Annotated in this window: 10 protein-coding genes; 6 read left to right on the forward strand and 4 right to left on the reverse strand. The window is 68.9% G+C overall.

Annotated elements, in window-relative coordinates:
* Window positions 1–26: 26 nt before the first annotated feature.
* The 5 genes from ACZ5IQ_RS01910 (at window position 27) to ACZ5IQ_RS01930 (ending at window position 5,515) form a co-directional block, all read left to right on the forward strand.
* The gene (locus ACZ5IQ_RS01910; RefSeq protein WP_464480707.1) at window positions 27–1,589 is read left to right on the forward strand and encodes a DUF3824 domain-containing protein; all 1,563 of its coding nucleotides are present in this window, start codon (window positions 27–29) and stop codon (window positions 1,587–1,589) included.
* A gap of 95 nt (window positions 1,590–1,684) precedes the next feature.
* Window positions 1,685–3,013 carry a UDP-glucose dehydrogenase family protein gene (locus ACZ5IQ_RS01915; RefSeq protein ID WP_464480708.1) on the forward strand — a complete coding sequence of 443 codons (1,329 nt, stop codon included), beginning with the start codon at window positions 1,685–1,687 and terminating at the stop codon, window positions 3,011–3,013.
* A gap of 60 nt (window positions 3,014–3,073) precedes the next feature.
* Window positions 3,074–4,381, forward strand: a complete 1,308-nt coding sequence (locus tag ACZ5IQ_RS01920) for a cytochrome P450 (RefSeq protein ID WP_464481407.1) — start codon at window positions 3,074–3,076, stop codon at window positions 4,379–4,381.
* A 1-nt stretch (window position 4,382) separates the two neighbouring features.
* Complete coding sequence (locus ACZ5IQ_RS01925) at window positions 4,383–5,132, forward strand: maleylpyruvate isomerase family mycothiol-dependent enzyme (RefSeq protein WP_464480709.1); 750 nt, start codon at window positions 4,383–4,385, stop codon at window positions 5,130–5,132.
* A gap of 20 nt (window positions 5,133–5,152) precedes the next feature.
* On the forward strand, window positions 5,153–5,515 hold the full coding sequence (locus ACZ5IQ_RS01930; protein ID WP_064859798.1) for a nuclear transport factor 2 family protein: 363 nt from the start codon (window positions 5,153–5,155) through the stop codon (window positions 5,513–5,515).
* Here the strand turns inward: ACZ5IQ_RS01930 and ACZ5IQ_RS01935 are convergent.
* On the reverse strand, window positions 5,493–6,716 hold the full coding sequence (locus ACZ5IQ_RS01935) for a YibE/F family protein (RefSeq protein WP_082934785.1): 1,224 nt from the start codon (window positions 6,714–6,716) through the stop codon (window positions 5,493–5,495). The genes ACZ5IQ_RS01930 and ACZ5IQ_RS01935 overlap by 23 nt on opposite strands.
* A gap of 10 nt (window positions 6,717–6,726) precedes the next feature.
* The gene (locus tag ACZ5IQ_RS01940; RefSeq protein WP_464480710.1) at window positions 6,727–7,191 is read right to left on the reverse strand and encodes an SRPBCC family protein; all 465 of its coding nucleotides are present in this window, start codon (window positions 7,189–7,191) and stop codon (window positions 6,727–6,729) included.
* Between the two features lie 36 nt (window positions 7,192–7,227).
* Here ACZ5IQ_RS01940 and ACZ5IQ_RS01945 point away from each other — a divergent pair, with 36 nt between their 5' ends.
* Window positions 7,228–7,857: a TetR/AcrR family transcriptional regulator gene (locus ACZ5IQ_RS01945; RefSeq protein WP_464480711.1), complete on the forward strand. Its 630-nt coding sequence runs from the start codon at window positions 7,228–7,230 to the stop codon at window positions 7,855–7,857.
* 57 nt (window positions 7,858–7,914) lie between these two features.
* On the opposite strand, the gene ACZ5IQ_RS01950 is transcribed toward ACZ5IQ_RS01945, so the two are convergent.
* Window positions 7,915–9,198, reverse strand: a complete 1,284-nt coding sequence (locus tag ACZ5IQ_RS01950) for a pyridoxal phosphate-dependent aminotransferase (RefSeq protein ID WP_133428259.1) — start codon at window positions 9,196–9,198, stop codon at window positions 7,915–7,917.
* A gap of 115 nt (window positions 9,199–9,313) precedes the next feature.
* Window positions 9,314–12,211: a heterodisulfide reductase-related iron-sulfur binding cluster gene (locus ACZ5IQ_RS01955; protein WP_464480712.1), complete on the reverse strand. Its 2,898-nt coding sequence runs from the start codon at window positions 12,209–12,211 to the stop codon at window positions 9,314–9,316.
* Window positions 12,212–12,378 lie beyond the last annotated feature (167 nt).

Below are 12,378 nucleotides of genomic sequence, written 5' to 3' on the forward strand. Positions count from 1 at the left end.
GCGTAGCGAACACTATTGGAGGGTCAGTGGACATCGTTCTGGGTGTGTCTATGACGCCAACCACGGTGCGTATGGCGCTGGTTGAGGGTGAAAAGGCCGACGGCGAGATCGTCGACCACGATATTTTCGAAACGCAGACGGCCGACGGTTCAGCAACGCCGGTTGAGCAGGTTGTCAGCGCGATCCTGGGTACCCGGGAGAGCGCCGAGGAAGGCGGCCACCACCTGAAATCGGTGGGCGTCGCATGGAGTGACCACGACGCCGCCGCGCAGTTGCGCGACGCGTTGGACGCCGCAGGCGTCAAGGACGTCATGATGGTCTCCGAGCTGCACGCCGCGGGGTCGCTGGCACAGGCTGCAGGCCGGGCCGTCGGCTACTCGAGCACCGGTCTGCTGTTCGTCGACCGCGACACCGCCACCATGTCCGTCGTCGATGCCGATGGTGCCATCTCGAAGGTGCTGAGCCGCAGCCTGCACAGCACCGACGCCATGGCCGTCCTCGGCGACATGGCAGCCGCCGTCGCCACTGCCGATACCTCGCCGCAGGGCATGTTCGTCGTCGGATCCGGCGTCGACGTCACCGCGGTGCAGGCGCACCTGGCCGAGCTGCTCGACATCCCGGTGAACGCCCCGGGCGACGCCGACCTGGCGCTGGCTCGTGGTGCCGCCCTCGCCTCGGCCAGCGCGCCGATGTTCGACGCTGCCACCGCCGGCCTGGCCTACTCGGCCGCACCGGGTGGTGTCGCTGCCGCGGCTCCGCTGGCGGCGCCGCTGCTGACGGCCGACGAGTTCGGTTTCGACGAGCTGGGCGACGCCCCCGTGGTCGCCGACCAGGGCCGCAAGCCCTTCCTGCTGGTCGGTAGCGCGCTCACCTCGATCTTCGTCGTCGGCGTTGTGGCCCTTGCCATTTCGCTTGCGGTGAGCATCCGGCCGACGGTCGATCAACGGCCCGCGCCGGCACAGGCCGCCATCGTGCCCAGCGCTCCGGTCGTCGCTCCCGCGCCGCCGCCGGCCGCCGTCCCGCCGCCCGCCCCGGCACCGGCAGCTGCCCCCGAACCGGCACCCGAGGCGCAGGTTCAGGCTCCGCGCCACGTCGACGCGCCGCAGGTCGTCAAGGAATCCGCGCCGCAGGTGCATGTCTCCGCGCCCGCTCCGGAAGCCCCCGCGCCGGCTCCGGCACCCGTCCCGGTGTCGATGCCCGACGTGCCGGCCGCTCCCGTCGAACCCCCGCCCGCGGCGGTTCCGGCCCCGGCTCCGGCAGTGCTGCCGCCGCCGGTCTACGTGATGCCCGGTCAGCAGCCGCCGGCCTGGAATCCGTGGGTGCCGCGTCCGCAGCAGCCGCAGTGGATCCCGGGCAACAATTACCCGGACTACCCGAGTCGCGGCGGCCGCGGTCACGACGACGACTACCCCGGCAACTACCCGGGCAACGGCTATCCCGGAAACCAGTACCCCGGCAACGGCTACCCCGGAAACCAGTACCCGGGCGGCTCGAACGGGTACCCGGGCGACTACCCCGGTGACTCCGGCAAGAAGCCGAAGCAGCCCAAGCAGACCTGCTTCCTGATCTTCTGCCAGAAGAACAACTGACGTCCGTCAGGCCGGCGGCTGTTTGTCATCTGCCGTTGGCCTGACGCTCAGTGTCACTTCGCGCCGCGCTCATCACGGCTGCCTATCAAGGCACTATGAGATGCACCGTGTTCGGTACCGGCTACCTTGGGGCGACGCACGCCGCCGGCATGGCGGAGCTCGGCCATGAGGTCCTCGGCGTCGACGTCGACCCCGGCAAGATCGCGAAGCTGGCGGCCGGTGACATCCCGTTCTACGAGCCCGGGCTGCGGAAGATGCTGCGCGACAACATCGAAGCCGGGCGGCTGCACTTCACCACCGACTACGACGAGGCCGCCGAGTTCGGTGACGTGCACTTCCTCGGCGTGGGCACCCCGCAGAAGAAAGGGGAGTACGCCGCCGACCTGCGCTACGTGCAGTCCGTCATCGACACCCTTGTGCCGCGGCTGCGCCGGTCCGCGGTGATCGTCGGCAAGTCCACCGTGCCGGTGGGTACCGCCGCCGAACTCGGGGCCCGGGCCCGCGAGCTGGCGCCGGCGGGCATCGACGTCGAGGTGGCGTGGAACCCGGAGTTCCTGCGCGAAGGATTCGCCGTCAAGGACACCCTGCACCCGGACCGCATCGTGCTTGGCGTGCAAGCGGATTCGCAGCGCGCCGAAGCGGCGATCCGGGAGCTGTACGCCCGGATCCTGGAGCGCGGCGTGCCGTTCCTGCTGACCGACCTGCAGACCGCCGAACTGGTCAAGGCCTCCGCGAACGCCTTTCTGGCCACCAAGATTTCATTCATCAACGCCATCGCCGAGGTGTGTGAAGCGACCAACGCCGACGTCACCGTGCTGGCCGACGCACTGGGCTACGACCCCCGCATCGGCCGGCGATTCCTCAACGCGGGCTTGGGTTTCGGTGGTGGTTGCCTGCCCAAGGACATCCGCGCCTTCATGGCCCGCGCCGGTGAACTCGGCGCCGACCCCGCGCTGACGTTCCTGCGCGAAGTCGACAGCATCAACATGCGCCGGCGCACCCGGATGGTGGAGCTGACCAACAAGGCGTGCGGTGGCACGCTGCTGGGCGCCAACATCGCGGTGCTGGGTGCGGCGTTCAAGCCCGAGTCCGACGACGTGCGTGACTCGCCCGCCCTCAACGTGGCCGGCATGCTGCAGCTCAACGGCGCGGCCGTCAACGTCTACGACCCCAAGGCCATGGACAACTCCCGCCGGGTCTTCCCGACACTGAACTACTCCACCTCCGTCCTCGAGGCCTGCGACCGCGCCGACGCCGTGCTGGTCCTGACCGAATGGCAGGAGTTCCTGGACCTGGACCCCGAACAGCTGGCGGCCACCGTCCGGGTGAAAGTGGTTGTCGACGGCCGCAATTGCCTCGACGTCGGAAAATGGCAGGCTGCGGGCTGGCGGGTGCACGCCCTGGGCCGCAATCTGACGCCCTGATTTCCGACTGCAGTATGTAGCCCGACGGCGACGGGCGTGCCTAAGCTCGGCTCCATGACGCTGAGGCAACGGCTCAACTGGTTCGCGCTGCACGCCGTCATCCGCAAGCTCGCCGCATACGGCGCGCGGCACGGCGACCTCCAGGGCCGGCTCATCGCCGACCCGGCGGTGCGGACCGACCCCGGCGCGTTCGCCGACGAACTGCGCAGCCGCGGCCGGATGTACCGCGGCCGGGCGGCCTGGATCACCGCGGATCATGCTCTCGTGCATCAGATTCTGCGTTCGGATGACTTCACCGTCACGCAGATCGGCGGGACGCTGCCCGGCGTCCTCGGCTGGCTGGAGAACAAGACCACCGTCAAGGGCCGGTTGCATCCGCTACTGCCGCCGTCGCTGCTGTCGGTCGACGGCGAGCAGCACACGCGCTACCGCAAGACCGTCTCGGCGGTGTTCACCACGCGGGCCGTCGCGGCATTGCGGGAACGGGTGCAGGAGGCCGCGACCGGACTGATCGACGAGCTCGCGGCGGGGGCCACCGTGGACATCGTGGACAGCTACTGCTCGCAGCTGCCCGTCACGGTGATCGCGGACATCCTCGGGGTGCCCGAGCATGACCGGTCGCGCATCCTCGAATTCGGTGAACTGGCCGCGCCCAGCCTGGACATCGGGCTGACCTGGCAGCAGTACCTCAGCGTCGAGGACGGGTTGGACGGCTTCAACACCTGGCTGGCCACGCACCTCCGCGAGCTCCGGGCCAATCCCGGCGACAACCTCATGAGCCAGCTCATCGCCGCCAGCGACGGGGGCGCCCGGCTCAACGACGAAGAACTCCGGGCCACCGCGGGCCTCGTGCTGGCCGCCGGGTTCGAGACCACGGTGAATCTGCTGGGCAACGGCATCCGAATGTTGTTGCAGCATCCCGATCAACTGGCCCTGCTGCAGGCGCAGCCCCACCTCTGGCCCACCGCCGTCGAAGAGATCCTGCGGCTCGACTCGCCGGTCCAGCTGTCGGCCCGCATCGCCAGGGTGGACGTCGACATCGCCGGGTACCACGTGGGCGCCGGTGAGCCCGTCGTCGTCTACCTGGCGGGCGCCAACCGGGACCCGGCCGTCTTCCCCGACCCACACCGCTTCGACGTCACCCGCGCCAACGCGGGCAAGCACCATTCGTTCTCGGGCGGACGGCACTTCTGCCTCGGTGCGGCGCTGGCCCGTTCCGAAGGAGAAGTGGGTCTGCGGACGTTCTTCGAGCGGTTCCCCGACGCGCAACTCGCGGGCCCCGGTACCCGGCGCGACACTCGCGTGCTCCGTGGCTGGGCGGCATTGCCGATCGCACTCGGGCAGGCGCGTGCAGCGGTACCGTCGTGAAATGGCCTTCCGCACAGCCCTGATCGAGGAAACCGCCGCATTCGGCGACATCATCCGCAAAGCCGACCTGGATACGCCGGTGCCCACCTGCCCGGGCTGGTCCCTCAAGCAGCTGTTCAAACACGTCGGCCGTGGCAACCGCTGGTGCGCGCAGATCGTCGCCGAGCACCGCAAGGAGGCACTCGATCCCCGCGAGGTTCGGGATGGGAAACCGCCGGAGGACCTCGACGCTGCCATCGACTGGCTGAATGCCAGTGCGCAGGCCCTGGTCGACGCCGTCGAACACGTCGGGTCGGATGCGAAGGTGTGGACGTTCCTCGGGCCGAAGCCCGCCGGATGGTGGATCCGGCGTCGCGTGCACGAGCAGACTGTGCATCGCGCCGATGCCGCTCTGGCGCTGGGCCTTCCGTTCGTGCTCGATCCCGAGCTGGCCGCCGACGGGGTGACCGAGACGCTGGAACGCGTGGCGCTGATGGCGCCCGCCGGGGATCCGCCGCTGGAGCGCGGGCGGTCGCTGCACCTGCATGCCGCCGAATCCGAACTCGGCCCCACCGGCGAGTGGCTGGTGGTCAACGACGAGGACGGGTTCGGCTGGTCGCATCAGCACGCCAAAGGTGATGCGGCAGTGCGGGGTCCGGTGACCGGGCTGCTGCTGGCCGTCAACCGCCGGCAGACGGTCGAGGAGGCCGGCCTGGAGGTGATCGGCGACGCCGCCGTGTGGCAGCGCTGGGTCGACCACTCGGCGTTCTGAGGTCAGGTAGGTTCGCAGACATGACGACTTCCGAGATCGCGACGGTTCTCGCCTGGATCGACGCCCTCAACGACCGCGACCTGGACACCCTGGACAAGCTGTCGAGCGGTGACATCGAGATCGGTGACGCGAACGGCGCCACCCAGGGGCGGAATGCGTTGCGGGCCTGGGCAACCGACCTCGACGAGAAGTCGACGGTCGGCCGGATGTTCGTGCACGACGGCGTCGTGGTCGTCGAGCAGACCATCACCGGCGGCGGTGCCGACCGCGAGGCCGCGACCGCGTTCCGTGTCGTGCACGACCACGTCACCTCGGCGTTCCGGCACGACGACCTGGCATCGGCGCTCGCGGCGACCGAGCTCATCGAGTCGGACGCGGTGTAGCCAGCACCGCCGCGATGGCGGTGGTCAGCGGTACCGACAGCGCCAGCGCGATGCCGCCGACTGCCGACCGGGCGATCTCGATCGCCACGCTCTCGCTGGTCAGCACGTCGCCCAACGACCGGTTGGCCACGCTGAACAACAGCAGCAGCGGCAGCGCACTGCCGGCGTAGGCGAGCACCAGCGTGTAGACGGTGCTGGCGATATGGTCGCGCCCCACCCGCATGGCACCGGTGAAGATGGCCCGCCGGGACGCGCCGTGTTCGGCCAGTTCGAAGGCCGTCGACGCCTGCGTGACGGTGACGTCGTTGAGCACACCCAGCGACCCGATGATGAAGCCGGCGAGCAACAGCCCGGTGATCGACACGGACCCCATGTAGGCCGCGATCTCGTTGTTCTGGTCTTCGGACAACCCGGTCAGGTGCGCCAATTCGATTGCACCCCAGGACAACACCGCCGACAACAGCAGCGAGCTCAGGGTGCCGAGCAGGGCGGCGCTGGTGCGCAGGCTGACGCCGTGCGCCAGGTAGATCACCGCGTACAGGATCACCGACGACGCGACGAGTGCGACCGGGATGGCCGAGCCGCCGTCCCGCAGCGCCGGGAGCAGGAAGACCGTCAGTACCACGAACGCGACGGCGATACCGACCAGCGCCCGCAATCCGCGCCAGCGGGCCACCGCGACCACCACCACGGCGAAGACGGCAGCCAGCGCGACGAGCGGCCACGTGCGCTCGAAGTCGAAGAAGGCGTAGGTGGTGGTGCCGGAGTCGTCGACCTGGCGGGTCACCCGGATGTGGTCACCGGCGGCGAGGTGCGGCTGGCCGGGGCCGGTGCTGAACTCGAGCAGCGTCTCGGCGCCCGAGTTCGGGCCGGAGTCGATGCCGATCAATGACTGCACGCAACTCCCGGCGCCCGGCGGTGCGGTGACCGGAGCCGACGTCAGCACCGCGCCGACCGACGGGCTGCCGCAGTTGTTCATGCCCGTCGACACGACGTGCCCGGCCTCGGTGCTCACGGCGCCGCCGTGGGCGTTCTGGAACGGCAGCGGGATGTCGACGGCCTTGCCGTGCGGCCACAGCACGACGGCGCCGATCACGGTCGCCAGCCCGATCACCGCCAGGAGGCCGACGACGATCTTCGCGGCCAGCGGGCTGAGCGGCGCCGGGCCGGAACTGTGCGAGTGGGTATGCGAGTGCGCCACCCGAGTCAGCCTAGGGGGTCGGCCTGAGAGCTTCCCGACGCTCCGCCTCGATCACCAGCTTGGCGGACAGCGTCGTCAGCACGTACTTGACCACGGCCCGGTAACCCAGACCGACGATGCGCCAAGGGCTTTCGAAGGTCCCCTGCCAATCGATGCGGGTGCCGTCCGGCTCGGGCGTGAAGGTCACCTGCGCCTGGTAGTTCCGTACCGGGGTCTTCGAGATGATGGTGTAGCCGTGCCGCCGGCCGGGCTCGTGGATCATCGTCTGCTCCCGGGCGGGAAACCGGGGCGTACCGACGGCGCGGATGGCCCCGACGCCGCCGTCATCGGCAGGTCCGCGGGTCTCCCAGGCCGAGTAGTTGATCAGGGGACGCGCCCACTCGGACCAGCGGGAGCCGTCCGACACCACTTCGAAAAGCGTGCTCGGCATGGCCTGCGCATGGCGGGTGACCCGGACTTCGTAGTGGTGTGTCATGTTGACCAAGTTAACGGAACGTTGTTCTATTAGGCAATGGATTCGCCGGATTCACCACGGGCACTGACGTTTGCGCGGGCGCGCAGCCCGGAGCAGCGGGAGGACCGCCTGCGCCGGCTGACCGAGGTCACCCGCGCGCTCCTGGACAGCACCCGGGCCAGCGAGCTGACGCTCGGCGACGTCGCCGCCGCGGCGGGCCTGGCCAAATCCGGGGTGCTGCGTTACGCCGGCTCCCGGGAGGCGCTGCTGCTCCTGGTGATGTACCACGAGCACCTGGGCTGGCTCGACGACCTGCAGGCCCACCTGCATGACGAACGGCGCAATGCGGCAAAGGCTTTGGCGTACACGCTCGCGCAGCGCCCGGTGCTCTGCGATCTGATCAGCGCGGCGCCGGTGTTGATGAACCGGCTGACATCCGAAGCGGCCGAGACGGTGCGCACGCAGGCGCGCGACGTCGAGGACCGGCTCCGCGAGACCCTCAGGCCCCGGCTGCCGCTGGATCGTCAGCACCTGGTGCTGCTGACCGCCGCGATCCACGCGTTCGTCGGCGCGGTATGGGGTTGGGCCGCAATCGATTCCGTCAACCAACCCGAACCCGGCACCGAGTTCGAAGACACCCTCGCCGCACTGCTGCGGACCTTCATCGCGGGCCTGAAACACCAGTGATTTGTGCACGATTTTCCGCGGCGGGCGCGGAAAATCGTGCACAAATCCCCGGGGAGATTACTGGCGGTAGCTCGCCAGGAAGTTGCCGAGGCGCTCGATGGCGGCGGCCAGGTCGCGGGCCCACGGCAGCGTCACGATGCGCAGGTGATCCGGTGTGGGCCAATTGAATCCGGTGCCCTGCGTGAGCAGGATCTTCTCCTGCAGGAGCAGGTCGAGCACCAGCTGCTCGTCGTCCCGGATCTCGTGTACCTCGGGGTCCAGCCGCGGGAACGCGTACAGCGCGCCCTCGGGCTTGACGCAGGAGACGCCCGGAATCTCGTTGAGCTTGTTCCACGCGACGTCACGCTGTTCGAGCAGCCGGCCGCCGGGCAGGATCAGGTCCTCGATGCTCTGGTGTCCGCCGAGGGCCACCTGAATGGCGTGCTGCGCAGGCACATTCGGGCACAGCCGCATGTTGGACAGCAGGCTGATGCCCTCCAGGAAGCTGGACGCGTGCTCCTTGGGGCCGGTGATGGCGAGCCAGCCGGAGCGGTAGCCGGCCACGCGGTAGGCCTTGGACAGGCCGTTGAACGTCAGGCACAGCATGTCGGGCGCCACCGACGCCATAGGGATGTGCTTGGCCTCGTCGTAGAGGATCTTGTCGTAGATCTCGTCGGCCAGTAGCAGCAGCTGGTGCTTGCGCGCGAGGTTCGCGATGGACTCGAGCGTCTCGCGGCTGTACACCGCGCCGGTGGGGTTGTTCGGGTTGATCACGACGATCGCCTTGGTGCGGTCGGTGATCTTCGACTCCAGGTCGGCGATGTCGGGGTTCCAGCCCTGCGTCTCGTCGCACAGGTAGTGCACCGGGGTGCCGCCGGCCAGCGCCGTCGACGCCGTCCACAGCGGGTAGTCCGGCGCCGGGATCAGCACCTGGTCGCCGTTGTCGAGCAGCGCCTGCAGCGTCATGGTGATGAGCTCGGAGACGCCATTGCCCAGGAAGACGTCGTCGACGTCGAACCGGGGGAAGCCCTCGACCAGCTCGTAGCGGGTGACCACCGCGCGGCGCGCGGACACGATGCCCTTGGAGTCGGAGTAGCCCTGGGCGTGGGGGAGTGCGGCGATCATGTCGCGCATGATCACGTCGGGCGCCTCGAAGCCGAACGGCGCCGGGTTACCGATGTTGAGCTTGAGGATCCGGTGGCCCTCGGCCTCGAGCCGGGAGGCCTGCTCGTGTACCGGGCCGCGGATCTCGTAGAGGACGTCCTGCAGCTTGGTCGACTGCGCGAACGTCCGCTGATTACGCGGATGACCGCTGTGCCATGTGCGGTCAGCGGGTACCTGGTGGGTGGTCACGGGTTCCATGCTCTCATCGGTGTCGAATTCTTTTGCCCATGTGCGATCAGGGCCACATATGCCAATGGCCAGCTACGACGCTCCTGGCGGCGGGTCGTAGCTGGCCATTGCGGTGTACTTCGCGTTACCGCTTACCGGGGCGCTTTGCGCCCGGGCGCAGACCCAGTCCGACGACCGGCGGTTCCGGCTTGGCCTCTTCCGCCGGGGCGGCAGGTGCCGGTGCGGCGGGAGCCTCGGCGGCCGGCTCGGCAGCCGGAGCCTCAGCGGCCGGTGCGGCGGGCGCCGCCGGTGCTGCCGGAGCAGCAGCCTTCTTGGCGCCGGGGCGACGTGCGCCCGCGGCCAGACCCAGACCCTTTACCGGGGCGGCCGGAGCGGCGGGAGCCTCAGCAGCGGGAGCCTCAGCAGCGGGAGCAGCCTCGGCAGCCGGGGCCGGAGCAGCAGCAGCCGGAGCGGCAGCCTTCTTGGCACCCGGACGCTTGGCGCCCGCGGCCAGACCCAGACCCTTGGCGGGCGCGGCGGCAGCCGGAGCCTCGGCAGCCGGAGCCTCGGCGGCGGGAGCCTCAGCGGCCGGAGCCGCAGCCGCCGGAGCGGCGGCCTTCTTGGCGCCCGGACGCTTGGCGGCCATGCCCAGGCCGGTGACCGGCTTCGCGGCGGCCGGAGCGGCAGCGGCGGCAGGTGCCTCGGCGGCCGGAGCGGCCTCGGCAGCGGGAGCCGGAGCCGGCTTCGGAGCTTCCTTGGCCTTCTTCTCCGCGAGCGCCGCGGAAGCCTTTGCCGCCGTGCCCTTCTCGGGCAGCGTCACCTTGCTGGTGTCCAGCGAGTTCAGCAGCAGCTGAGCGACGTCGAGGACCTCGGTCTTGTCGATGCTGCGGGTCGCGGCGACGTCGTCGACGCCGTCGCTCATCATCACGCGGCAGAACGGGCAGCCGGTCGCGATCGCGGAGGCGCCGGTGTCGACGGCCTCTTCGGCGCGCTCGGTGTTGATGCGCTTGCCGATGTGCTCTTCCATCCACATGCGGGCACCACCGGCACCACAGCACAGGCCGCGGTCGGCGTGGCGGGGCATCTCGGTGAGCACGGCGCCGGCAGCACCGACCAGCTCACGCGGGGCCTCGTACTCCTTGTTGTGGCGACCGAGGAAGCAGGGGTCGTGGTAGGTGACCTCTTGGCTCACCGACGACACCGGGACCAGCTTCTTGTCCCGCACCAGGCGGTTCAGCAGCTGCGTGTGGTGCACGACGGTGTAGTTGGCGCCCAGCTGCGGGTACTCGCGGCCGATGGTGTTGAAGCAGTGCGGGCAGGTGACGACGATCTTGCGCTTGGCCGGGTCGACGCCCTCGAACAGCTCGTTGATGGTCTCGACGTTCTGTGCCGCGAGCTGCTGGAACAGGAACTCGTTGCCGGCACGACGGGCCGAGTCACCGGTACAGGTCTCGCCGGTGCCCAGCACCAGGAACTTCACGCCCGCGGTGGCGAGCAGCTCGGCGACGGCCTTGGTGGTCTTCTTGGCGCGGTCCTCGTAGGCGCCGGCGCAGCCGACCCAGAACAGGTACTCGAAGCCGTCGAAGCTCTCGACGTCCTGGCCGTAGACCGGGATGTCGAAGTCCAGCTCGTCGATCCAGGTGGTGCGTTCCTTGGCGTTCTGGCCCCACGGGTTGCCCTTGAGTTCCAGGTTCTTGAACAGCACGCCCAGCTCGCCGGGGAACTCCGACTCGACCATGACCTGGTAGCGGCGCATGTCGACGATGTGGTCGATGTGCTCGATGTCCACCGGGCACTGCTCGACGCAGGCACCACAGTTGGTGCAGGACCACAGCACGTCGGGGTCGATGACGCCGCCCTGCTCAGCGGTGCCGACCAGCGGGCGCAGCGCCTGCTCGGGGCCGGAACCCTCGATGCGGGCGAAGCCGTCCTCGGGGACGCCGTGGCCGTGCAGGCTGTCGCCCAGCTTGGCGAAGTCGACCGAGCCCTCTTCCGGCATCGGCTTGCCCTCGATGATGTACGGCGCCTTGGCGAACAGGTGGTCGCGCAGGTTCATCATGACGAGCTTGGGGGACAACGGCTTTCCGGTGTTCCATGCGGGGCACTGCGACTGGCAACGACCGCACTCGGTGCAGGTCGCCATGTCGAGGTTGGCCTTCCAGGTGAAGTCCTCGATGCGGCCGCGGCCGAACACCGCGTCCTCGGCGGGGTCGTCGAAGTCGATCGGCTCGCCCTTGTATTCCATCGGCAGCAGCGGGCCGAGGCCGTCGGGCAGGCGCTTGAAGGTGACGTTGATCGGGGCCAGACCGATGTGCAGGTGCTTGGAGTGCAGCACGATCAGCAGGAAGACCAGCATGATGCCGATGTGCGCCAGCAGCGCGATGGTCTCGATCCAGACGTTGGCGGTGTGGCCCAGCGGAGCCAGCAGCGCGGCCATGCCGTCGGAGAAGAAGGCACCGTTCTGGTACGGGAAGTGCTCGCCGAGGACGTTGACGGCGGCGCCGCGGAAGACCGCGTAGGACGCAATGACCAGGAAGATCATGATGAGGATCTCCCACGCGCCACCGTTGTGCGAGCCGTAGAACCGGGACTCGCGGCCGATGCTGTCGGGGTTCCGGGTCAGCCGGATGATCGCGAAGACGATGATGCCGGCGAGCACGGCCAGCGCGAAGAAGTCCTGCAGGAAGCCCAGGACAGCCCACCGTCCGACGAATGGGATGGCGAATTCCGGATCGAACAGGACGCCATAGGCTTCCACGTACACCGATGCGAGGACGAAGAAGCCCCACATGGTGAAGAAGTGCGCAATGCCGGGGATCGACCACTTGAGGAGCTTCGACTGGGCGAAGACTTCCTTGTTCTGGTTCAGGAAGCGGCGGACGAGATCGTCCTTGCGGCCACGTTCGTCGCCGAGCTTCTGCCCGGAGCTGATCAGCTTGGTCAGCCACAGGACGCGCTTGGCGGCGAACCCCAGGACGATGACCGTTGCCAACAGCCCGATGACCAGTCTGGCCACGTCGAGCGTGTGTTCGAGATTCTCCACCGCGCCTCTCCCAGTTATGTAGCTACCGGCCGGTAACTTGTTGAGGTTACTAACCGGTAACTTAAGCTAGATGCCTGCTCATAGTCGCATCCTGGGTAGAACGGACGCTAGCAAGGCTGTCCTAACTTGAGCTGCGGTTACGCGCCGCCATTTTTGCCGTGAACCGG

Source organism: Mycobacterium toneyamaense (genome assembly GCF_055384815.1).